Source organism: Nocardia bhagyanarayanae (assembly GCF_006716565.1).
Taxonomy (GTDB): Bacteria; Actinomycetota; Actinomycetes; order Mycobacteriales; family Mycobacteriaceae; genus Nocardia; species Nocardia bhagyanarayanae.
Map to the genome: position 1 here is coordinate 3,037,525 of NZ_VFPG01000001.1, position 23,002 is coordinate 3,060,526.

The 23,002-nt window shown below is 68.2% G+C and carries 19 protein-coding genes and 1 tRNA gene; 12 read left to right on the forward strand and 8 right to left on the reverse strand.

The annotated features are described in order from the left end of the window. Window positions 1-87: 87 nt before the first annotated feature. Window positions 88-642 (reverse strand): transglycosylase family protein, encoded by a 555-nt coding sequence (locus FB390_RS12925; protein WP_141809174.1) that lies wholly within the window; start codon window positions 640-642, stop codon window positions 88-90. A gap of 623 nt (window positions 643-1,265) precedes the next feature. On the opposite strand from FB390_RS12925, the gene FB390_RS12930 reads away from it, so the two are divergent. Beyond that, window positions 1,266-1,339 (forward strand) — tRNA-Met (locus FB390_RS12930). A gap of 63 nt (window positions 1,340-1,402) precedes the next feature. On the opposite strand, the gene FB390_RS12935 is transcribed toward FB390_RS12930, so the two are convergent. Next, window positions 1,403-2,008: a DUF8020 domain-containing protein gene (locus tag FB390_RS12935; RefSeq protein WP_141809175.1), complete on the reverse strand. Its 606-nt coding sequence runs from the start codon at window positions 2,006-2,008 to the stop codon at window positions 1,403-1,405. A 285-nt stretch (window positions 2,009-2,293) separates the two neighbouring features. On the opposite strand from FB390_RS12935, the gene lppU reads away from it, so the two are divergent. The 5 genes from lppU (at window position 2,294) to FB390_RS12960 (ending at window position 10,774) form a co-directional block, all read left to right on the forward strand. Beyond that, window positions 2,294-2,950 (forward strand): LppU family putative lipoprotein, encoded by a 657-nt coding sequence (gene lppU, locus FB390_RS12940; RefSeq protein WP_141809176.1) that lies wholly within the window; start codon window positions 2,294-2,296, stop codon window positions 2,948-2,950. Window positions 2,951-2,974: 24 nt separating this feature from the next. Beyond that, window positions 2,975-3,538 carry a YbhB/YbcL family Raf kinase inhibitor-like protein gene (locus FB390_RS12945; protein WP_141809177.1) on the forward strand — a complete coding sequence of 188 codons (564 nt, stop codon included), beginning with the start codon at window positions 2,975-2,977 and terminating at the stop codon, window positions 3,536-3,538. 741 nt (window positions 3,539-4,279) lie between these two features. Further along, the gene (locus tag FB390_RS12950) at window positions 4,280-6,022 is read left to right on the forward strand and encodes a fatty acyl-AMP ligase (protein WP_141809178.1); all 1,743 of its coding nucleotides are present in this window, start codon (window positions 4,280-4,282) and stop codon (window positions 6,020-6,022) included. Window positions 6,023-6,057: 35 nt separating this feature from the next. After that, window positions 6,058-6,339, forward strand: a complete 282-nt coding sequence (locus FB390_RS12955; protein ID WP_141809179.1) for an acyl carrier protein — start codon at window positions 6,058-6,060, stop codon at window positions 6,337-6,339. A gap of 70 nt (window positions 6,340-6,409) precedes the next feature. Continuing rightward, entirely contained in the window at window positions 6,410-10,774 is a 4,365-nt protein-coding gene (locus FB390_RS12960; RefSeq protein ID WP_141811728.1) for a type I polyketide synthase, read from the forward strand. 26 nt (window positions 10,775-10,800) lie between these two features. Here the strand turns inward: FB390_RS12960 and FB390_RS12965 are convergent, their stop codons facing one another. Beyond that, entirely contained in the window at window positions 10,801-12,156 is a 1,356-nt protein-coding gene (locus tag FB390_RS12965) for a lipase family protein (protein ID WP_141809180.1), read from the reverse strand. Between the two features lie 231 nt (window positions 12,157-12,387). On the opposite strand from FB390_RS12965, the gene FB390_RS12970 reads away from it, so the two are divergent. Next, window positions 12,388-12,861 carry a DUF2231 domain-containing protein gene (locus FB390_RS12970; RefSeq protein WP_141809181.1) on the forward strand — a complete coding sequence of 158 codons (474 nt, stop codon included), beginning with the start codon at window positions 12,388-12,390 and terminating at the stop codon, window positions 12,859-12,861. On the opposite strand, the gene FB390_RS12975 is transcribed toward FB390_RS12970, so the two are convergent. Further along, on the reverse strand, window positions 12,856-13,665 hold the full coding sequence (locus tag FB390_RS12975) for a nuclear transport factor 2 family protein (protein ID WP_141809182.1): 810 nt from the start codon (window positions 13,663-13,665) through the stop codon (window positions 12,856-12,858). The genes FB390_RS12970 and FB390_RS12975 overlap by 6 nt on opposite strands. A 111-nt stretch (window positions 13,666-13,776) precedes the next feature. Here FB390_RS12975 and FB390_RS12980 point away from each other — a divergent pair, with 111 nt between their 5' ends. From FB390_RS12980 to FB390_RS12995, 4 genes are all read left to right on the forward strand, one after another. After that, window positions 13,777-14,568, forward strand: a complete 792-nt coding sequence (locus FB390_RS12980; RefSeq protein ID WP_141809183.1) for a phosphatidylethanolamine N-methyltransferase family domain-containing protein — start codon at window positions 13,777-13,779, stop codon at window positions 14,566-14,568. 107 nt (window positions 14,569-14,675) lie between these two features. Then, window positions 14,676-15,374, forward strand: coding sequence for a DUF8020 domain-containing protein (locus FB390_RS12985; protein ID WP_141809184.1), 699 nt, complete (start codon window positions 14,676-14,678; stop codon window positions 15,372-15,374). A gap of 480 nt (window positions 15,375-15,854) precedes the next feature. Next, entirely contained in the window at window positions 15,855-16,670 is an 816-nt protein-coding gene (locus FB390_RS12990) for an ACT domain-containing protein (protein ID WP_141809185.1), read from the forward strand. 158 nt (window positions 16,671-16,828) lie between these two features. Next, complete coding sequence (locus FB390_RS12995) at window positions 16,829-17,230, forward strand: nuclear transport factor 2 family protein (RefSeq protein WP_141809186.1); 402 nt, start codon at window positions 16,829-16,831, stop codon at window positions 17,228-17,230. 37 nt (window positions 17,231-17,267) lie between these two features. Here FB390_RS12995 and FB390_RS13000 read toward each other — a convergent pair whose 3' ends face one another. Both FB390_RS13000 and ctaD read right to left on the reverse strand, forming a co-directional pair. After that, window positions 17,268-17,474 (reverse strand): hypothetical protein, encoded by a 207-nt coding sequence (locus tag FB390_RS13000; protein ID WP_141809187.1) that lies wholly within the window; start codon window positions 17,472-17,474, stop codon window positions 17,268-17,270. Between the two features lie 63 nt (window positions 17,475-17,537). After that, entirely contained in the window at window positions 17,538-19,208 is a 1,671-nt protein-coding gene (gene ctaD, locus FB390_RS13005) for an aa3-type cytochrome oxidase subunit I (protein ID WP_246123994.1), read from the reverse strand. A gap of 123 nt (window positions 19,209-19,331) precedes the next feature. Here ctaD and FB390_RS13010 point away from each other — a divergent pair, with 123 nt between their 5' ends. Continuing rightward, window positions 19,332-20,411: a cytochrome P450 gene (locus tag FB390_RS13010; RefSeq protein ID WP_141809188.1), complete on the forward strand. Its 1,080-nt coding sequence runs from the start codon at window positions 19,332-19,334 to the stop codon at window positions 20,409-20,411. A 99-nt stretch (window positions 20,412-20,510) separates the two neighbouring features. Here the strand turns inward: FB390_RS13010 and FB390_RS13015 are convergent, their stop codons facing one another. Beyond that, window positions 20,511-21,824 carry a DoxX family protein gene (locus tag FB390_RS13015; RefSeq protein WP_141811730.1) on the reverse strand — a complete coding sequence of 438 codons (1,314 nt, stop codon included), beginning with the start codon at window positions 21,822-21,824 and terminating at the stop codon, window positions 20,511-20,513. A 158-nt stretch (window positions 21,825-21,982) separates the two neighbouring features. After that, complete coding sequence (locus FB390_RS13020; protein WP_185757023.1) at window positions 21,983-22,870, reverse strand: alpha/beta fold hydrolase; 888 nt, start codon at window positions 22,868-22,870, stop codon at window positions 21,983-21,985. Window positions 22,871-23,002 lie beyond the last annotated feature (132 nt).

Consider the following 23,002-nt stretch of genomic DNA (forward strand, 5'->3'; position numbering starts at 1 on the left):
CGGCACCGAGAAACAAGAAGCGGCGCTGCCATCCCCAGTGATGGCAGCGCCGCTTCTGTGTGCTGGTGCGGTGACGGGGTTTCGGCGTCAGTTGCCCAGCGAGTCGATCAGCGCGCTGTGCTGCGACAGCAGCTGCTGGTACTGGCCCTCCAGGCCGTACTGCTTGGCCAGCTCGGCGCCGGTGCTCTTGACCTGCTCGACGATGTCCTGGCTCTGCTCGACCGCGGGGGCGGGAAGCTCGGGCGCGGGGACGGGAAGCGCGGGGGCGACGGCCTCGGGCTCCGGCTCCGGAGCGGACTGGCCCGCCTGCAGGTACCGGCCGCAGGACGGCCAGGCGCCGACGCCCTGGGTGGCGAGCACGTTCTCGGCGACCCGGATCTGCTCTTCCTTGCTGGCGTTGTGGGCGTAGCCGGTGCCGCCGTTGGCGGTCCAGGTGCTGTGCGAGAACTGCAGGCCACCGTAGTAGCCGTTACCGGTGTTGATCCCCCAGTTGCCACCGCTCTCGCACTGGGCGACGCCGTCCCAGTTGTGGGTGGCGGCGGAGGCCGAGGCGGTGGAGATCGCGAACGGGACGGCAACAAAGGCGCCGGTGATGGCGGCGAGGCCGAGGGCGCGGGTGCTGAACTTCCGGTTCTCAGACATGGTGGTTTCCCTCCCTGCGCCCACCGACTCGACGAGTGCCGCCGCGTCCCTGTCCCCAGGAGGTCGGGGATCCTCGAACCGCGGGACAGGGTCGCCGGTGTTCGGCGGTTCGAGTTCGAGCCCATCACGGTTGATCCGGGCCGTGGACCGACCGTAACGAAGAAATCTCGGCAGATCACATCTTGATAACTCCGGGAATTGCATGAAGCGAATAACGTGAAAATCCGCGAATTCCCAGGTAAGAAATGCCTCGAGCGCGAGTTCTGGACGGTACGTTATAGCACCGTTATGTGTGCGAGATCACCACGAAATAGTGACCGCTGTCACGTTTGAAGCGCGGAACTGGTCGGTCGGCTTGCGAAAAATGGGCGTCGACGGCCGCCGATATGCGGACCGAATGCGCAATGTTCCCTCTGTCGCCCAGCCCGTCCGCGTCGACTCTCACGCCTGTGGAACGGTGTCGACGAGTTGCCGCTCGCTGCGGCGACGTGCGCATTTCGGCGTCGTTGGGACTGCCACTTGCGGTGCCTGAACTCTGGATGGCGCGCTGACCTGGCCGAACGAGCTTCTCGGTAAGCGATTTGCCTTCCCCGCGTAGACGTGTGTAATCTGGTGTTCACCGACGCGGGGTGGAGCAGCTCGGTAGCTCGCTGGGCTCATAACCCAGAGGTCGCAGGTTCAAATCCTGTCCCCGCTACAAACGGCTCGAGGCCGGAGAGATTCCTCTCCGGCCTCGAGTCATTTTCGTCTCGGTTCGAGATCAGGGCTGGCCGCTGATGGCGGCCGACATCGCGTCCATGAACGGCTGGCCGCCCATGATGTAGCCGCCGGCGATCGCGCCGACGACCGCGCCGATGGGTCCGGTGATGATGCTGAAGAAGCCGAGGCCGAGCACCGCGCCGATCAGGCCGCCCAGCACTCCGCCCGCCACGAGACCGACCACGTTCTTGTTGATCTCCGTGGCGAGGCGCGCCTGCGAGTCGACCGGCTGCATCTCGCCGATCGCCTTCGCGTCGACCGTCGGCGTGAGCTTCAGCTTCCGTCCGTCTTCGCTGATCTCGTTCGCCACCGACAGGCGGTGTCCGGAGAGTTCGTAGGTCAGCGGCACGTCGGTGACGACCTCGCCGCGGTCGGACTTCAGCACCACCTTCGCGCCGCCCTCGGCGATCTCGAACCGGCCGCTGTCGACGGTCGTGGTGACGATGCGCGAGGCATCCGACAGTACAGTGCGATAGCCGACTCCCTGGTCGACGCCCGACGCCGAAACCTCCTGCTGCTCAGTGGGGTTAGCGTGCACAGTGCCCGCGGCGAGGCCGACGACGGCGGCGGTCAAGAGTGTCGTTGTGGCAAGCATGCCGAACTTCATGCTGAATTCCTTTTGACGAGATATCCGGCTCCCGTGGCCGGATGGCGGGTGACTGTATAGCGCGCGGGCTACACAGCGTCCGAAACTCTTTGGACTACACCCGGATTCGGCAGGAAATCGGTCGAATCGTTGCCCATTCGTGACCTAGTCGGTTGACCGAAATGCCCGGATTCGACATCCCAGCCGGAGTCGTGTAAGCATTTCGTGAGTTTCAGAGTGCAAGTTTCAGACTTCAGATCTCGTCAGGGGCGGGGTTCGAAGCGTGACAGCTGTGGAGGGCGAGACGTGTCGCGCCAACGTGTTCGTGCCGGTTTCGCGCTCGCGGCATTCATGCTGGTCTGCGCGCTGTGCACCGGCCTGACGATCATGGTCGCGTTCGCCATGGACGAGCCGGAGCCCACGAGCAGCGCGAGCCCGCAACTCGTCGAGACCACCAGGGTGGCAACGGTTTCGGCGACGCCGTCGACGACCCGCGAGCCCGATCCGGTCCGCTCGGAGCCCATCGCCGATGGCGAGCTCAGCCCGGCCAGCAAGGCCCCGACCGCGATTCTGATGAATGTCGGTGACTGCGTGGTGCTCGGCGCCGGCGAAGAGGGGATCGAGAAAGCCGCCTGCGGTGGCGGCACTTCGAGCTACAAGGTCTTCGACAAGGTGCCCGCCGACGGGAAATGCCCGGCCGACGCCGACCAGTCCTACGGCCAGCGTGTGCGCGGGGTCGAGCAGGGATCGCTGTGCATGGACATCGACTGGGTCGTCGGTGGCTGCATGGAACTCGGCGCGGGCAATCCGAAACACATCGATTGCGCCGCAGGGGGTACGGCCAAGGGCGTGCGGGTGCTGGAAGTCAAACAGGGCGTCACCGACGTCAACCAATGCGCCTCCGGCAATTACGGATTCGTCTACAACCAACGCCGTTTCGTGGTCTGCGTCGCCGAACTCTGAAGTGCCGGTCGTGCCGACGTATCGGTGTCCGGCGGCGCGTCTTGTCGGGTCGAAAGCATTGATCGCGTAATAATCCAGGACGTGAACGCCAATGAGGCACTCCTGGCCGCGTTGCGGCGCGAGCGATTGGTCCCGGACCAGATCGATGCGTTTCCGGGCGACGAGGTATCCGCGAAATACGGCGGTGTGCCGGTGTCGCCGGGCGGGAAACTCTCGGTCGAGCAGACGGCGAGCGCGCCCGATCTGGAATGGTCGGTGCCGGACGGTGAATCCGCCGCGTACGCGGTTCTGATGTTCGACGTGGACGCGCCGTCGAGGTCGACGTCGCACGGACTGTGCTGGCTGCACTGGGCGGTGGGCGACATTCCGGGACTCGATATCGCGCGCGGTTCCGAGATCGTGCCGTATGCCGGTCCGACCCCGCCCAAGGGCTCGGGGCCGCACCGATATGTGCTCGTGGTCTACCGGCAGGCGGAGGAAATGGGCGTCCGGCAACTCGGCCGCCCGAAATTCGATCCACTCCGATTCGCGCATTCACAGGAACTCGAGCCCATCGCCGCGAATTTCTTTGTGGCCGAGAACGAATAGCGGACGCCACACGAAACACTGACGCTGCCCGGCGACAGGTCGCGTGGTCGTCTTCACCCGCGCGGCTTCACGCCCTGCCGTCGCATTGTTCGCGTTGTCCCGGATCCGCGCACGCGTCCGTGCCCTCGTCGGCTGCTCGGGCGCGGTGATCTTCGACCGGCTGGAGGGCGTCGACGGCGGGAATCCCGACCGACAGCAATTGGCGGGCACGCGTCCCGCGTCGGTCAGCCCGCCGCGCCCGATGTCGCCCCGCGAGGGCGAGCGGCGGCGGGCACTTCGTCCTTCCCGGGTTCGGCGCCGGGGTGAACAGGTCCTACGCGTCCACCAGGGCGGGGGAGGCCGCACGCATCGCGATGGTCTCGACCGAAGCTGAACGTAGCTTCGCGTTGGCGAGCGCGGCGATGCCCACCTTGCGGGCGCGGCAGCGGTCGCCCCGCGCCTTTCAATTGACTGCGGCTCACAGACGCTGATCCAACGGTCGTGACCCGCACCACTTGGCCGATGATCGGCCGACCGCATGCATCCGGCCCGCTCGGGAGCGGGTGCCGAGGCCGCACGTCGCGTGCACCCCGTACCCCCGAGGCATGGCGCGGACCCCCGGGGTGGGCGCGCTCCACACCTTTGGTGCCTATTTGCCGAGAAGTTGCGAGCGGACGATAGCTATCGAGGCCGGTACACGGGACAGGCCAGACCTCACCTTCACCCCCGATACACGAGTCACCCTCGCCAGGAGTTCGCCGGATGCATTCCAACTTTGTCGCACACGTGCGAGGGCAGGTAGCCGCTTACGGCGACACCAGGTCGTACACCTATCTGCGGGAGGTCGGCCGGGAGCTGGTCGAGGAGGTCGCCACCTACCGGGAGCTGGACCGGGAGGCCAGGGCGCTGGCCGAGTGGCTGGCACGACGCGACGAGGCCGACCGGCCGGTGTTGCTGCTCTACCCGCCCGGCCTCGAGTTCCTGCGCGCCTTCCTCGGCTGCCTCTATGCCGGGGTGATCGCCGTACCCGCCCCCGCGCCGCACGACGCGCGCAGCACCCGGCGCGTGCTCGGCATGCTGAACGACGCGGGCGCCCGGCTGATTCTCACCACGGCCGAATTCCGCGAGCTGCTGGCCGCGTGGCTGCGCGACAGCGACGAATCGGGTGTCGCGGTCGCGGCCACCGACGAGCCGCTCGGCGATCCGGACGCGTGGGTCGTGCCCGCGCTGACCGCGGACTCCACCGCCTTCCTGCAGTACACCTCGGGTTCCACCAGCGAGCCCAAGGGCGTTGTCGTCTCGCACGGCAACCTCGTGCACAACGAGGCCGCTATCGGCGCGGCGAGCTCCATGGACGACGAAACGACCGTCGCCGGCTGGCTGCCGCACTTCCACGACATGGGACTGATCGGGATGCTGCTGCAGCCGCTGTTCGCGGGCGGCCGGTTGGTCTTCATGTCGCCGACGACCTTCCTGAAGCGCCCGGTCCGGCTGCTCGAGGCGGTCGATCGGTACCGCGCGCACATCACGGTGGCGCCGAACTTCGCCTACGAGCTGATCGCTCGCCGGGTGACCGACGCACAGCTCGCGGGACTCGACCTGTCCACGCTGCGCGCGGTGTTGAACGGCGCGGAACCGGTCCGCGCCCGCACGCTCGACGCGGTGATCGAGCGGCTCGGCCCCGCCGGATTCGCGCCCGACGCTTTCCTTCCCGTCTACGGCATGGCCGAGGTGACGCTGATGGCGACCGCGGCTCGGGTCGGGCATCCGCCGGTGTACCTCGACGTCGACACGGCGGAACTGGAACGTCATCGAATCGTCCCCGCCGACAATGGAACTCGCTTGGTGAGCTGCGGTACGGCGGCGCCGGGTCTCGACATCCGGATCGTCGACCCCGCGACCCTGCGGACACTGCCGGACGGTGAGGTCGGCGAGATCTGGATCGGCGGACCCAGTGTGGCGCAGGGATATTGGAATCGGCCGGAGGATACGCGCGAGAGGTTCGCCGCCTACACCGAAGGCGCGGGGCCGTATCTGCGGACCGGCGATCTCGGCGCCCGCCACGAGGGTGAACTCTTCATCACCGGGCGGCTGAAGGACCTGATCATCATGAACGGCCGCAACCTGTATCCGCACGACATCGAGGAGGCCGTGCGCGACGCCCATCCGGCCGTTGCCGACGCGCCCGGCGTCGTGCTGTCGATCGACGCGGGAGACCAGGAGCGACTGCTGGTCGTCCAAGGCGTGCGCACCGCCGCGCTGGGTGAGCTGCCTTCGGTCGAATTGTCCGCCCGGATCCGGGCGATGGTGTCGCGCGGTTTCGACCTGCCCGCGCCGAACGTGGTGCTGGTCGAGCATCGCGCGGTGCACCGCACGACCAGCGGCAAGGTGCAACGCAATTCGATGCGGTCCGCGTTCCTGGACAACACGGTCGACGGCGTGCTGCACGAGGAGATCGAACCGTCCGTCCAGCGTCTGCGCGCCCGCGCTCTCGCCACCGTCTGACCGAAGCACCGACAAGACTCAGGAGATCACCGCAGATGAGAACACTTGTGCTGGCCCAGCAGGGCGCCCTCGTCGCCGACTGGATCACCGCGCGGGTCGCCGACTACCTCGGCCGCTCGGCGCGCGATATCGATCCCACCCTTCCGCTGGCCGAGTTGGGCCTCGATTCGGTGTCCGCGGTGAACATCTGCGGCGAGATCGAGGACGAGTGGGATCTCGACCTGGACCCGACGATCGTGTTCGAGTACCCGACGATCATCGACCTGGCCGTGTACATCACCGACCAGGTCGCCGACCGACTCGGGCTCGCCGCATGAGCGAACGAAGTGAGCGCATGCCGGAGGCGAGCGTCGGCGAGGTGCAGGCATGAGCCGACGCACCGAGTGGATGACATGCGGGAAAGCCGCGCGGGCGACGGAGCCGAGTGACGCGATCGCGATCGTCGGCATCGACTGCCGCTTCCCGCAGGCGCCGGATGCGCGGGCGCTGTGGGCGCTGCTCATGGCGGGCGGAGACGCGATCGCGCAGGTTCCGGCCGAGCGTTGGAATGTGGACGATTTCCACGATCCCGCCGGTGGGAGCGGCCGGGTCGACCACCGCACCGGCGGCTTCCTCGCCGACGCCGACGCGTTCGACAACGAGTTCTTCGGCATCGCGCCGCGTGAGGCCGAGGCGATGGATCCGCAGCAGCGGCTGCTGCTGCAGTCCGCGTGGCGGGCTTTCGAGGACGCCACGCTTGACCCGCGGCGGCAGGCGGGCTCGAACACCGGTGTGTTCGTCGGTGTCATGGCCAATGAATGGGCCACCGTGCACATGCGCGACTACGCGCGCATCACCCCGCAAATGGGTTCGGGCAACGGCTATTTCATGACGGCCAACCGGCTGTCCTATCAGCTCGACCTGACGGGACCGAGCATGGCGGTCGACACCGCGTGCTCGTCGTCGCTGGTCGCCGTCCATCAGGCCTGCGTCGCGCTGCGCGCCGGAGAGTGCGATCAGGCGCTCGCCGCGGGCGTCAATATCGCGGTGACCCCGGCGCTCAACGTCTTCTACACGCAGGCGGGCCTCTCCGCGCCGGACGGTCGCTGCAAACCGTTCAGCGGGAAGGCCGACGGCATCGGCCGCGGCGAGGGCGTCGCGGTGCTCGTGCTGCGCAGGCTCGCGGACGCACAGGCGGATGGGCTGCCGATCTACGCTGTAATCAAGGGCAGTGCGGTGAACAACGACGGCCGCAGCAACGGGATCACCGCCCCGAACCGATGGGCGCAGCAGCAGGTCGTCGCCGAGGCGTACCGACGTGCGGGGGTCGACGCGGCGCAGGTCGCCTTCCTGGAGGCGCACGGCACCGGAACGGTGCTCGGCGACATGATCGAGGTCAAGGCGTTGGGCGCGGTGCACGCGGCGCGGCGCGAGCGCCCTTGTGCGCTTGGCTCGATCAAGGGCAATCTCGGCCACACCGAGGGCGCCGCCGGGATCGCGGGATTGATCAAGGCGGCGTTGAGCCTGCACCACCGCGTGGTGCCGCCCACGAGGTACGCGGCGGACGAGAACGCGCGGCTGCGCATGGCCGAGCAGGGTCTGCGGCTGCTCGCCGAGCCGATGACATTGCCGGACGGCCGGATTCACGGTGCGGTCTCCAGCTTCGGCATGGGCGGCACCAACGCGCACATGGTGCTCGCGAGCGCTCCGCCTACGCCGCGCACGGTCGAGGCGGATGGCGGTGGCGTGCTCACGCTGTCGTCGAACGATCGTGAGGGGCTGCGGCGCAACGTTTTTCGGCTAGCGGAAGTCGTGGAGCGGGATTCCGTCGCGTTGAGCCGGTTGTGCTGGTCGAGCAACGAGGTGAAGTCCTCGGGCCGCCACCGCTTGTCGCTCGTGGTGCGGGATCGCGGCCGGGCGGTCGAGGCGCTGCGTGCCTGCGCCGACGACGCCGCACTCGAAACCTACTCCGGTGTCGCCCGACGACCGTCGATCGGCTGGTTGTTCACCGGCCAAGGCGCGCAGTATCCCGGCATGTCACGCGCGCTGCGCGAGGCGTCCCCGGCGTACCGGCGCGCACTCGCCGAGGTGGACGAGCGGATGACCGCGCACCTGCACCGATCGGTGGCCGAATTGCTGCTCGGCGACGACGAGATCGTGCACCGCACCGAGTTCGCGCAGCCCGCGATCTTCGCGGTCGAATACGCCATGGCCAGGGCGCTCACCGAACTCGGCGTCGAGCCCGCGTGGCTGGTCGGTCACAGCATCGGCGAGTTCGCCGCGGCCGCCGTCGCCGGGGTGTTCTCCCTCGACGACGCGTGTCGGCTCGTCGCCGCCCGCGGGCGACTCATGCAGCGACTGCCCGGCGGCGGCGCGATGCTCGCGGTCCGCGCGACGGCCGACGCGGTCGCCGAGCTGATCGCGGGAGAGCCCGACGTGGCGCTCGCCGCCGTCAACGGTCCGCGCGAGACCGTGCTGTCGGGTGCCGCCGAGTCGATCGCCCGTGTCGGCGCGGTGCTGACGGATCGCGGTGTCACCGTTCGCCCGCTGACCGTCTCGCATGCCTTCCACTCGCCGCTGATGGCGCCCATGCGTGACGAGTTCGCGCAGGTCGCGCGCGACTGCGCGTACAACCCGCCGAGCATCCCGATCTACTCGACGTTGCGCGGCCGCCTGCTCGGCGCCGACGATCCGATGGACGCCGAGTACTGGGTCGAACACATCGGCGCCACAGTGCGTTTCGCCGACGCGGCGACCGCCGCGCTGACCACCGAGCCGACGCATCTGATCGAAATCGGCCCGAAGCGCACGCTCGCACCGATGATCGGCCGGGCCCATCCCGGACTCTCGGTGCCGATGCTGACGCCCTGCCCGGGACCGCGGGCCACCGGCGACGAATTGGCGGACACGATCGCCGCGCTCTACCGCGACGGACTCGATCCGCACTGGGACGCGCTGTACGAACCCGCCGCCCGGGTCCGGCAGCGCGTCGGCGGATACGAGTTCGACACGAGCCACCGGTTCTGGACGCAGGTCGACGTGACGCCGACCGCTCCTGAAACAACGAACCCAGCACCCGAAACCAGCACTTCCGCAAGGCAACACACCGAGGAAACCACCATGGATCAACTCATCGCCCTCTTCCGCGAGCAGGCCGCGGTGCTGGCGGCGGCCGCCAACGCGGAGGTGGCGACGCAGCCGACCCAGCCCCGCCTTCTCGGCGAGTCAGGGCGAGTCGGCGCGGGCATCGATGCGGCGGCCGTGGTGCGCGCCGAGGCCGCGCGAGTCAGCGGATTTCCGGTCGAAAAGCTGAAGGACCGCGAAACGATCTGCGGCGAAATGGGTTTCGACTCGATTATGACCGCCGACCTGTTCAGCGGTCTCGCGCGCAAAGTCCCGGGCCTCGTCATCGAGCCGAGTTGGTTCACGGAGGCGACGACTCTCGGTGACGTGATCGGGCTCGTCGCGTCGCACGTCGGCGGAACCGAAAGCGTCCCGGCAACAGTGCTTCCCGAAAGTGTCACGGCGAAAGCGATGCTCGACATACCGGATCGCTCCGACGTGGAGCCGCAGTACCGCATCGCGGACTTCCCCGAAGTACAGGCGATCTCCGACCGCATCGACCTGGCCGAGAAGTCCGGCGTGTCCAACCCCTACTTCTTGATCAACGACGGAGTCACCCGGGACACGTCGGTCGTCGAAGGCCACGAGGTGCTGAACTTTTCCAGCTTCAACTACCTCGGCATGTCCGGGCATCCGGCCGTGACCGCCGCGGTGCAGGACGCGGTGGCGCGGTACGGCAGTTCCGTCTCGGCGAGCCGCCTCCTCTCGGGTGAGAAGACGATCCACGCCGAGCTGGAACAGGAGCTCGCCGCGCTGCTCGGCACCGAGGACGCGATCACGCTGACCAGCGGCCACGCCACCAATGTGACAGTCATCGGGCACGTCGTCGGTCCCGAGGACCTGATCGTCCACGACAGCCTGGCCCACGACAGCATCTTGCAGGGCTGCAAGCTCTCCGGCGCCACCCGGCGGCCGTTCCCGCACAACGACCACTCCGCGCTGGACCGCATACTCACCGACATCCGTGGCCGCTACCGGCGGGTCCTGATCGTGATCGAGGGCGTCTACAGCCAGGACGGCGACATCCCGAATCTGCCCGCGATCATCGAGGTCAAGAAGAAGCACAAGGCGTTGCTGATGATCGACGAGGCGCACAGCGTCGGCGTGCTCGGTGCCAGCGGCGGCGGCGTCGGCGAGTACTTCGGCGTCGACCGTGCCGAGGTGGAGCTGTGGTCCGGGACCATGTCGAAGGCGTTCGCGGGTTGCGGCGGTTACGTCGCGGGCAGCCGGGAACTGATCCGCTTCCTGAAGTACACCACCCCCGGATTCGTCTACAGCGTCGGCATCACTCCGGCCAACGCCGCCGCCTCGCTGGCGGCGCTGCGCCAGATGCGTTCGGAACCTGGAGTTTTCGATCGGCTGCGCGGTCTGTCGCGGATGTTCCTCGAACTCGCCGAGGAGGCGGGCATCGACACCGGCGACAGCCACGACACCCCGATCGTTCCGTGCATCATCGGCGACTCGATGCGGACGCTCGCGCTGTCGAACGCTTTGCTGCGCAGGGGAATCAACGTCAACCCGATCCTGCACCCGGCCGTGCCGGAGGACAAAGCCCGGCTGCGGTTCTTCATCACCACATGCCATACCGAGGAGCAGATCCGCTACGCGGTGAAGGTGCTCGCCGAGGAACTCGCGATCTTGCGAGCGTGACCGGTCAGCTCTGAGTCGCCACCGGCTCAGGCCACCGTTCGGCGCGGCAGTGCGGGCGATGTCGGTCCGCCGGCCGCGATGATCGGGCGGGAGGCGAGCATCCGGCCGAACAGCTTGGCGAAACGCAAGTGACCCAACGCCTCTCGGCGGCCGAAGGCGACCGACCACACCGTGTCGGTGCCGGTCGGGCCGGTGTCGCGCTGGTCGAAGCGGTCGGCGAGCCAGTTCATGGTGAACGGGGTGCCGATGTAGAGAAGAGGCAGGTGCAGGCTCAGCCGGTCGCGCAGATATCGGATGGCGGCCCCGGCCGCGACATAACGCTCGACGTGCGCGTCGACGTCGGCGACGGCGATGAGTTCGTCGTTGACGCCCTGCACCACCAGCATCGGCATGGCGGGGGCCTGCGCGCCGGGGCGGATGTCGTCGAGGACGTAGCGCATCTCCGGCCGCGCGAGCAGCTCCTCGAACGTGGTGCGGCTGTACTTGTCGATGTTCTTGCCCGCGAACCGCGGAATCAGCTCGAAGGTGGTGCGCGACTCGGCCTGGGCGAGCAGGCCGAGGAACTCCGGGTTCACCTCGTCGAGCAGCAGCCGGTCCAGCGCGGGATAGGCCCGGCGCAGCGCCGCGACGCAGACGGTGGCGAAACCGGAGAGGAAGGTGCCGTTGAGCCGGGTGAACGCCGACGCCGGATCGCCGACCGGGGAACCGGCCACCGCGCCGACGATCGTCAGCTCCGGCGCGTACTCGGCGGCGAGCTCCGCCGCCCACGCGGTGGCCAGGCCGCCGCCCGAATACCCCCACAGGCCCACCGGCGTGGTGGGGCTCAGGCCGAGCGGGGCGAAGTTCAGCGCCGCCCGGATGCCGTCGAGGGAGCGGTAGCCCGGCTCGCGGGCCACGCCGAACTGTCCCGACATGCCGCCGTGATCGGGGACCGACACCGCCCACCCCCGCGCCAGCGCCCCGGCGATGACCGGTAGCTCGAGCTGCGGGATCGCGCCCAGCGCCCGCGCCCCTCGGCGCAGGGCGTAGGAGGGGAAACAGCGGGAGGAGACGCCGTCGATCGCGCATTGGAACGACACCAGCGAGCGCGGCGCCGTCGGGTCGGCGCCCCACGGCAGCAGCACCGTGGTCACCGCGACCTCGGGGACGCCGTTCAGATCGCAGGTCCGGTAGAGCAGTTGCCACGCCGAAATGCGCTGCGGTACAACGCCGAACAGGGCGAGCTCGACGCGACGGGTGCGCAGGATCGCGCCGGGGGAGTACCGGTCCAGGTGCGGCGGCGCCACGTAGAACGGATCCTGCTCGGGAATCAGCGGTCGTAGCGGATCCGGATACAGCTCGGTGACCGGTGCGGCTGCGTCTTCTGCGATGCCCACGCTCATTCGTGTTCGTCCTTTCACGCGCGCGGCGCACGGCTCGGGCGCCGCGGTGCGGCGGATTCGGACCGGAATTCCGGCGCGGCAGTCCCATTCAACGTATCGGCCGGAGCTCGGCCGGGAAATTGGCGCGGAAGACGAACCTGTGCGGCCCAAATTCTTCCGATGGGGCGCCACCCGTGAACCATCGCGCGGCGGATTCCGTGGAACGGGTGAACACACGAGGAGGGCGCCCCCATGCAGACGATCAACGGTTTGCCCGCGCACGTGCTGCTGGTCCACGGGGTGGTCGTCCTGGTGCCGCTGACGGCGCTGCTGCTGGTGCTGTCCGCGCTCGTGCCCGCGGTGCGGCGGCGATTGGTCTGGCTGGTCGCGGCCCTCGCACTCGTCGGTACGGTGCTCACCCCGGTCACCGCCGACGCGGGCGAGACGCTGGCCGAGCGGTTCCCGTCCCCGAGCGACGCGCTGCGCACCCACATCGAGCTCGGACGCAGCATGGTCTACTTCGCCGTGGCGCTGCTGGTGATCGCGGTGCTGGTGGTCGCGACTCACCTGCTCGAGCTGCGGGGCCGGCCGATCGGTCGCGGACCGGCGGCGCTGCTGGCGATCCTCGCGCTCGTCGCGGGCATCGCCGCGGGTGTGCTGTGCTACCGCGTCGGCGATTCCGGGGCCCGCGCCGTCTGGGGCGTCCAGTCCGCGAGCGCGCTATAGATTCGCGTCGAGAAAGACCGTCACGCCGGTGATGCGGGGGCCGCTCGCCTCGAATTCGACGAATGCCACGCCGTGCGACTCGCCGAGCCGCACGCTCGCGCTGACGGTGCGGCCCGCGGCGATCAGCTTGTCCCAGCGCACGGCGCGGGCGCGATTGGTGAACTCCTCGACCGAAATCGGGTTGCCCGCAGGGAATTCCACCACCGCGTGCTCGCCGAGCAGCGCGCGCACGCGGCCGATGTCGGTCGCGGCCGCCGCCTCGAACAGCTGGCGCGCGGCGCGTTTGCCCGGTCTGCCCACGCTCCGCAATGCCCGCATCATGCCCATCGCGCCGTCGACGCCGAGGTTCGCGACCAGTTGCGGGCCGAGTTTCGCGCCCGCGAGGAGCCCCGGCACCCCGGTTCGCAGCAGTCGCGCGATCATCGCCGGAAGTTCCCAGTGCGCCGCCAAGCGGGCGATCCGCCAGCCGTCGCTGGTGTCGACCAAGTCGTAGCGCAGGTGCATCGGCACGGTGACGGTGGCACCGGTGGACATGGTCGTCTCGATGTGCAGGTCACGGACCACCGTCTGCCCGGCGACCAGGTCGCGGTCCACCCGGAACGCGATGGAGTTCGGGCCGATGAAGGTGTCGTAGAACCGCGCGATCGCCACGCGGCCGATGTGCGCGCGCGAGCCGACCGGGTCGTGTACCGCGGCATCGTCCGCGAACAGGCCGACCCAGGCGGTCTTGTCGTGCGCGGCCACCGCGCGCGGCGACGCGTGAACGGCCGCCAGCAGGTGTTCGGCGGTCGGGTCCAGCGGCATGAGGGTCCTCCATAGTCTCGCCACGGCTCGGATCCATGGTAGAACATGTTCTAATTTCGGTGCCGCCGAACCGCAGACCGCGCGCGGCGCCCCGTTCGACGAAGGATCTCGATGGACTGGTACACCGGGAACGCCACCTACGACACCGTGCTCGCGATCGCCTTCGCCTTCGCGGCTTTCGTGCTGGTCGGCGGCCTGTTCGCGCAGAGTCCGTACGGGCGTTTCGCCTCGACGAAGGTCGGCTTCAACCTGAATCCCAAGCTGGGCTGGTGGTTGATGGAGCTGCCCGCCACCGTGGTGTTCGCGGTGTTCTACCTGAGCGGGCCGGATCGCTTCGAGCCGACGCCCCTGGTGCTCGCGTGCATCTGGCTGCTGCACTACGGCAATCGCGGCTGGTTCTTCCCGCTCTCGATTCGGCAGGTGCCGGGCAAGCGCAGCAGTTTCAACATCTCCGTGCTCGCCGCGGGCGTCTTCGTGACCTCGCTGCACGGCTACCTCAACGGCGCGTTCTTCAGCCACGACTACAAGAACCAATACGGCGCCGACTGGCTCACCGACCCGCGTTTCCTGATCGGCCTCGTCGTGTACCTGTGCGGTTTCGGGCTGCTGGTGCGGTCCGAGGCGATCGTGCGCAACCTGCGCGACAAGAGCGATCCCGGCGCGACCGAATACCGCATTCCCTACGGCGGCGGCTTCCGTTTCGTGAGTAGTCCGGCCTATCTCGGGGAGTTGATCGCGTGGGCCGGGTTCGCACTGCTGACCTGGTCGTTGGCGGGTGTGGTGATCTTCCTGATCACGGCGGGGAACCTGGTGCCGCGCGCGTTCGCGACGCACCGCTGGTACAAGGAGAAGTTCGCCGACTACCCGGCCGAGCGGAAAGCGTTGATTCCCTACGTGATCTGAGCGCTGTCGGGTGCTGGTCGGCACCCGCTCGCGCTAATGAAAACTGTTTTCATTAGTATGCGTTGCGGTCGCGCACCGCGCGCGGCCGGTATCTGGGATGAGGATCAATGTTGTTGAGGAAACTGGCCGCACCGGCCGCCCTGGCCATTGCCGCGCTGTCCGTCGTCGCGGGGACGGCCACGGCGCAACCTGCCGACACGATCGGCTTCACGGCACGCGCGACCGACACCGCCTCGATCATCGAGATCGACGCCGGAGCCTTGGTGGTCGAGGACGACGTGCTGAAGATCGAGGCAGCCGACGGCACCGTAGTCGCGGGGACCCCGCTCACGCTGCGCATCGATGACTTCGAATTCCCCATAGCCGCCGACATCGCCGGCCGCACCGCCACGCTCACCCCGCAGTTGACGATGGATAAAGCCGTCTACAAGCCGGTCGCTCTGCCCTTCGAGGACAAGGCGCCATGGAAGAGCGAATACGAGCGCGAGCAAGCGGCTTGGGCGCGCATGACCAGCACCATCGGCATGGGCGCCAGCATCGGCACGCTGGTCGGCGGCCTCGGTGGTGGGGCGGTCGGCTGCGTCCTCGGCGGCATCGTCGGGGCCACGGTCGCCTCGGCCACCATCATCGGCCTCTTCGGTCCCTTCGTTCCCGCCGCCGCGGTCGGCTGTCTGGGCGGCATCATCGCCGTCGGCGCACTGGGCACCCTCGCCGGGCAGATCTTCGTGACCGCGCCGGTCGCCATCGGCGCGGCCATCCAGTACTTCACCACCATCAATTCGCCGTTCTCGCCACCCGCCAAGTAGGGATACCTTTCGCGCCCCGCCGAGGCGTGAAGCGGCCGACGTGGCCTTCGCTCCGCCCATGCGGGCTGTCGACTACTACGCCCGGCTTTGTCCGCTAGGGGGTCGCTGCCGTGCGGGCGGCTGCACCGTGCGGGGGCGGAGGACCGCTCAGCGGGAAACATGCTGGCTGCCAACGACTTCTGGGCCGTCACGTCCGCTCCGGTATCCGCCGTCTCCACCACAGGTCGAATGCTCCTCACCCCGGTCGTCCCGCCACCCAAGTGAGAGCCGGACGACTTGGTCGCTGCCCGCTGTGCACGGCCAAGTCGTCCTTCCGTGGAGCGCGGTGCTTCGCAACGGTGAGTTTGCACACCGTTCGCGGTGGAGTGTGGGCGGTGTCACGGAGAGTGTTGTTGCAGGTCAAGGGATTTGCTGCGATGTTTCACGCCCGCGTTACAGGCCCGCACGGGAAAGGAAATCTTCTACCAAGATCGTCGGGGGATGAGGCCGATCGCAGCTCGACCCCGTGTGCACGCGTTGGCGTGCGATGTGTGCGGCCGGTTGCCGCATCCACGACGGACCCGTTTGGCGCTGGCCAAGCTGGCGGCCGTCTTTCCGGTGGAATTGGCGTTGCACGCGCTGGTGATTCATTGGCATCCGTCGTATCTGGTGGCGGTGCTGCTGCTCACGATCACGACCACGATTCTGGTGATCTGGGTGGTGGAGCCTTCGGCGATGCGGTTTCTCGGATCCTGGCTGCACGGGCCGGAATTGCGGGACCGCGATCGTGCCGATCGGGCGCCCGCCCTGTGGCGGATACGGGTGCACGTCGACGATCGGCCCGGTCAGCTCGAGGCGCTGGCCGCGCATCTCGCGGATCGCGAGGCCAATATCCTGACCGTGCACGTGCACCACTTGGAGTCCGGTGTGCTGGACGAACTGGTGGTCGCGACGCCCGCTGACATCACCACGCACGACCTCACCGCGGCGGTCACCAAGGCGGGCGGCGCGAAGGTGCGGGTGTGGCCCGCGTCCGCGCTGACGCTCATCGATGGGCAGACCAAGGCGCTCGCCGTCGCCGCGCGCGTGGTGGCGGATTCGGACGAATTGCCGCTCGCCATAGCGGAATTGCTCGGTGCTCGGTACCTGCCGAATGGGCTCGAGGACGAGGCCTCCGACGGCACTGCGCTCGTACTGCCGAACGAACCCGAAAGACCGCTGACCTTCCTACGGCCCGACGAGCCGTTCACCCCGGCCGAGATCGCCCGCGCCCACCGACTGCTCGACCTGGCGCACATCGTCACTCCCCGCACCTGAGGGACCAGCACGATCTCACGGGCAACGCCCCCGGCGGTCGACCGCCGTCCCGCACCGACGGCCGACCGCGGGTGTTGGTCGAGCGGCACTCTCGAGACCCGGGACAACACAACGAGCTCTCCATCGAACAAACGTTCGCGCCCGGCTACGCTTTGTCAGTGACCAACGAGAACCCCGCCGAGGGCGCCATCCATCGTTACTTCGACGCACTCCAGACGGGATCCCCGATGCTTTTGAAGGAGTGCTTCACCGATGACGCGCGATGGTTCGCACCGGGCCGTCTGCCCAACTCCGGAATCTGGCACGGGCCGAACGCCATCGTCGACGAGTTCTTTCCGATCGCGATGGCTCGGATGCAGCCGGGGTCGTTCACCACTGAATTGCTCAGTCTGACCATCGGTGACTCGAACGCCGTCGTCGAGTGGCGATCCAGGGCGACCACGATATCGGGCCACGAGTACGACAACGCCTACATCGCGAACTTCGTCGTCACGGACGGCAAGATCTCCGAGGTGCGCGAGTACTTCGACACCCACCGCGGCGAGACGCTGTACCAGTAGAACGGCTTACGTGGCGATGTACCCGTAAGAGACCCCCTCAGAGATACGCGGGGTCGGGCAGCGCCCGCTCGGCCGTGCGTAGTCGCTCGGCGAGGCTGGTCAAAAGGTCGATCGATTCGGCCGAAAGACCGAAGCTCGTGCGGACGAGACGGCTCAGCCGGGGGTCGCTGAGTTCGCCGATCAACGGGAGATCGGGATCGGCGGGGTGCTGGTCGAGATGGTCGAGATCCACGGGGGCGCTCACAATCTGACGACTGGAATTGGCGACACCGTCGCACAAATTCCCCCGCCGCGCCAGTACGAATCGTCAGCGCCGACCCGCCTCCGCCTCCATCCGCGCCACCATGTGCGGATAGTGCAGCTCGAACGCCGGTCGCTCGGACCGAATACGCGGAAGCTCGAAGAAGTTGTGCCGCGGCGGCGGGCACGTCGTCGCCCACTCGAGCGAATTCCCGTATCCCCAGGGATCGTCCACCGTCACCGGCTCCCCGTAGCGGTAGCTCTTGAAGACGTTCCAGATGAACGGCAGCATCGAGGCGCCGAGCAGGAAGGCGCCGAGCGTGGAGACGGTGTTCAGCGTGGTGAAACCGTCGCCGGGCAGGTAGTCGGAGTAGCGGCGCGGCATGCCCTCGGCGCCGAGCCAGTGCTGGACGAGAAAGGTCAGGTGGAAGCCGATCAATGTCGTCCAGAAATGCAACCGCGCGAGGCGCTCGTCCAGCAGCCTGCCGGTCATCTTCGGAAACCAGAAGTAGATGCCCGCGAAGGTGGCGAACACGATGGTGCCGAACAGCACATAGTGGAAGTGCGCCACCACGAAATAGCTGTCGGTGACATGGAAGTCGAGCGGCGGACTGGCCAGGACCACCCCCGAGAGCCCGCCGAACAGGAACGTCACCAGGAAGCCGATCGAGAACAGCATCGGTGATTCGAAGGTCAGCTGCCCGCGCCACATCGTGCAGATCCAGTTGAAGAACTTGACGCCCGTCGGCACCGCGATCAAGAACGTCATCATCGAAAAGAACGGCAGCAGAACAGCTCCCGTCGCGTACATGTGGTGCGCCCACACCGCCACCGAGAGCACGCCGATTGCCAGCGTGGCGTAGACCAACGCGGCGTAACCGAAGATCGGTTTGCGGCTGAACACCGGGAAGATCTCGGTGACGATCCCGAAGAACGGCAACGCCACGATGTACACCTCGGGATGTCCGAAGTACCAGAACAGGTGCTGCCACAACAAGGTTCCGCCGGTGGCCGGATCGAAGACGTGCGCGCCGAGGTGCCGGTCCACCGCGAGCCCCATCAGCGCCGCCGTCAGAATCGGAAATGCCAGCAGCACAAGCACACTCGTGACGAGGATGTTCCAGGTGAAGATCGGCATGCGGAACATCGTCATGCCGGGGCAGCGCAGGCAGACCACGGTGGTGATCATGTTGACCGCCCCGAGAATGGTGCCGAGACCCGAGACGACCAGACCCATGATCCACAGATCCGCGCCGACGCCGGGCGAGTGCTCGAACAGGCTCAGTGGCGTGTATCCGGTCCAGCCGAAGTCGGCGGGACCGCCGGGGGTGAGGAAGCCGGCCGTCGCGATCGTCGCGCCGAACAGGTAGAGCCAGTAGCTGAACGCGTTGAGCCGGGGAAAGGCCACGTCGGGTGCGCCGATCTGCAAGGGCAGCACCGCGTTCGCGAAGCCGAACACGATCGGGGTGGCGTAGAACAGCAGCATGATCGTGCCGTGCATGGTGAACAGCTGATTGAACTGCTCCGGCGAGAGGAACTGCATGCCGGGCCGCGCCAGCTCGGCGCGCATCAGCAGCGCGATCAGACCGCCGATGAAGAAGAACGTCATCGCGGTGGTCAGGTACATGACCCCGAGCACCTTCGGATCGGTCGTGGTGATCATCTTCCACAGGTGGGAACCCTTGGGCCCCAACCGACGTGGATAGGGACGAACGGCCTGCAATTGCGTCGTGCTCACGATCGCGCCACCTTCCGAGAACGCCGGCGGGCCTGTGGACCGGATTATGCGCCGCCGTGCGGGGCGACATGCCGAATTCGCCAGACCTACCCTGGTAGGAGACGTGTTTGCGACCGGGGTGGGATGTGCGCGCGGCAGCGCGGCGTGACGCCGCCGGAAGCGATGGACCTGCCCGCGCCGTTCCGGCGACTGATCAGCGCCACGGATCTGCGGCTGGCCAGCCCGGTGGAGCCGCCGTCCATGCTGATGGTCGATCTGCCCGAGCACACCCGCTACCGCAAACTGGGGGCCGGTGCGTTCACCCCGCGCGCGGTGGCTCGACTGCGCGACCGGGTCGGCGAGGTGACCGAGGAGCTGCTCGACGGCCTCGCGTCACGCGAAAACGCCGATCTGATAGGTGATTTCGCGCTGCTTCTGCCGATCGCCATCATCAGCGAGATCCTCGGCATCCCGGCCGACAAACGCGACGACATGCTCGAATTCGGGAATGCGGGCTCACCGCTGCTGGACATCACCGTCTCGTGGCGCCAGTTCAGTTCGGCCGTCGCCGCGCTGCGCGAAAGCCAGGACTATCTGATCGGCCACATCGAGCACCTGCGCCGCGAACCGGGCGACAGCATCCTCAGCGACCTCGCCACCGGCGGCGAACTCACCGACCGCGAACTGCTCGCCACCGCGACCCTCATCGCGGGCGCGGGCTTCGAGACGACCGTCAATCTGCTCGGCAATGGCGCAATGCTGCTGCGCGACCATCCCGGCCAACTGGATCTGCTGCGCGCCGAACCGGCCCGCTGGCCCGGCGCGATCGAGGAGATGCTGCGCTACGACAGTCCCGTGCAGATGACGGCCCGAACAGCGTTGTGCGACATGGAGATAGCGGGGGAGCCGATACGGGCGGGCGAGACGATCGCTCTCCTGCTCGGCTCGGCGAACCGCGATCCCGCCGTGTTCCTCGACCCGGACACCTTCGACATCACCCGGTCCAACGCTAAGGATCACCTGGCCTTCGGCAGCGGCGTGCACGCCTGCCTCGGCGCGAGCCTGGCCAGGATGGAAGGGGCGATCGCGCTGCGGGCACTCTACGACCGGTTCCCCGACCTGCGGCACACCGGACCGGCGACGCGACGCGGATTGGTGAATCTGCGCGGGTACGAGCACATTCCGGTGTCGACCGGAGTGGAGCGGAAAGTGGTGGTCGGCTAGTCGATCGGTCGGGGCGGTCGCCGGTGTGGATACCGGCGACCGCCCCGTGCCTCGATGGCGTTCTCAGGCCGCTGCTGAACCGTTCTGGGAACCGCAGGATTACCTGAACTTTCGGGCCTTCCCAGCCCAGTCCGCACCCTGATGCCTTGCCGCCTCGGTGAATTCGGCTCCGCGATGACGTGCGGTCTCACTCAGCTCCGCACCCCGGTGCCGTGCGGCCTCGCGCAACTCCGCGCGACGATGCCTCGCGGTCTCGCTCAGCTCGGCGCGCCGATGCTTGGCGGTCTCGCCGAACCCGGACCCGCCCTTCTTGGCGGCCTTCTTCAGTTCGGCGCGGCGCTGCTTGGCTGCCTTCTTCAGCTCGGCGCGGCGCTGCCGCGCGGTCTGGCCCAATTCGGCTCCGCGCTGCTTGGCGACTTCGCCCAGCTCGGCTCCGCGCAGCCGGGCGACCTCGCCCAGCTCGGCTCCGCGCTGCTTGGCGACTCCACCGAACTCGGCTCCACGCACACGGGCGACTTCGCCCAATTCCGCTCCGCGCTCCCGGGCGACCTCACCCAGCTCCGCCCCGCGCGCCTTGGCGATATCCGCCCACACCCCGCCGCGCGCCTTCGCCACATCACCGAGTTCGTCGCCGCGTTCCTTCGCGATCTCAGCCCACTCCGAACCGTGTGTCCGTGCGGCATCGGCGAATTCGGCGCCGTGCTCGCGGGCCGCGGCGGCCAGTTCCGCGCCGCGCTCCTTCGCCACCGCGGCGATCGCCGCGCCGCGCTGCTTGGCCGCGGCGGCCCAGTCGGGTCCGTGGGTCTGGACGATCTCGGCGAGCTCGGAGCTCTTGGTGGCGGCGGTGCCGCCCAGCGCCTTCGCGCGCTCCGCGACACCCTGCGCCTGCTGGCGCAGCGCCTCACCGTTCGCATGATCGGCGGCCGCGCCGAACGGCAGCGCCGCGGAGACCGTGGCCGCCGCGTTGCGGGCCGCGCGCTTGCCGCGCCAGCCGAGGGACGGCTTGCCCTCGGTGTCGGCGCTGGCGATCAGCAGTCCGCCGAGCAGGCTCATGTCCTTGAGGAAGGCGTTGCGCTTGGCCGCCTTCCGGTCCGGGTCCTGTTCGGCCCAGAAGTCCTGTTCGGTGATGGTGGCGGGCACGACGGTGGCCGCGAGTACGAGCGAGGCGAGGCGCGGCGCCTTGCCCAGCGCGAGCAGCACGCCGCCCGAGACCTGTGCGATGGCGTTGACCCGCACCACCGTGGCCGGGTCGGCGGGCAGCTTCGCGGCGACGTTGTCCGGCAGCGAACGCTCACCCCGTTCGACCAGCGACGCGGCGGCCTTGGCGCGCGGTTCGGGATGGATCAGAGTGTCGACCCCATCGGCGACGAAGGCGGTCGCCAGCAGTGGTCGGGCAAGTCGGCGCAGCAACATGAACGTCAACCCTTTCCTCGATGGCTTATCGACCGGGTTCCCGTGGCATAGATCGCCAAACACCAAGATCAGCATACGCCCGGGCCCGCTCCCGCCCGGGCGAAAAGTGCTCGTCAGCCGCTCGCGGGCGCACCTCCTCCGCCGGTCTCCGCGTTCCGTCAAGAAGTGCGCGGCAGCGAGTCCTTGCGCGGCGCGTGCGGTCGGCGGCCGCCGTGCGGGCGGATCTCGGGAGCGGCGAGGAACTCGGTGATCGCGGTCGTCACCGCCGCCGGGTCCTCCACCATCGGGAGGTGGCCGCAGTCCGGAAGCACCACGCTCGTGTGCGGGTGCAGGGTGCGGTCGAGGACGGCGCCCGCCGAGGCGGAGAGGATGTGGTTCTGTTTGCCCCAGATCGTGCAGATCGGCGGGAAGGCCGGGCCCGGAGTGAACTCGTCGAGGACCCGGAAGTTCGGGAAGTCCTGCACCAGCCCGTGCAGCGCCTGCAACCGGCCCCGATCGCCCCAGTGTGCCTTGAGCCGCCGCGAATGCTGCATGCCGAGGCGGCGGCCGCGCGCGCCGAGCTGGTTGGCGATGATCAGCGAGATCACCCGATCGGGCAGGGCGAGCCGCTTGGCGAGCGGCGCCAGCGGCAGCTTGCCGTCCACCCAGGCCAAGCCCGCGGATTCGCCCTTGCGCACGGTGTTGCGGGTGAGCGGGCTGATCAGCACCAGGGCGCGCACGTTCGAGGGGTGCGCCATGGCGTAACCGAGCGAGGTGGCGCTGCCGAGGCAGTTGCCGATGAGGACGACGTCGGACAGGTCGTGTTCGTCGAGGAAGGCGCCGAGCATGCGCACGTACTCTTCGAGCCGGTAGCCCGCGGCCGGTTGATCGGATTCGCCGTAGCCCGGCAGGTCGAGTGCGAAGACCTCGTGGTCGCGCCTGAGCACCGCCACCTGATCGTCCCAGATATGTCGCTGCGTTCCCGCGTTGTGCAGCAACACGATCGGCGGTCCACTGCCGATGCGGTCGAAGACTACGGTCCGGCCCTGGTGCGCGAAAGTCGCCACGTCGCCTCCTTGCGAGTGGTGCGTGCGTGCGAACGTTGCACGCCTCATCCCAAGGTAGACCCCTATATGGTGGCGGGTCGATACCCCGAATCCCGGACGGTCCAGACCGGTCGGTTCGCTACTGGCCGCCTC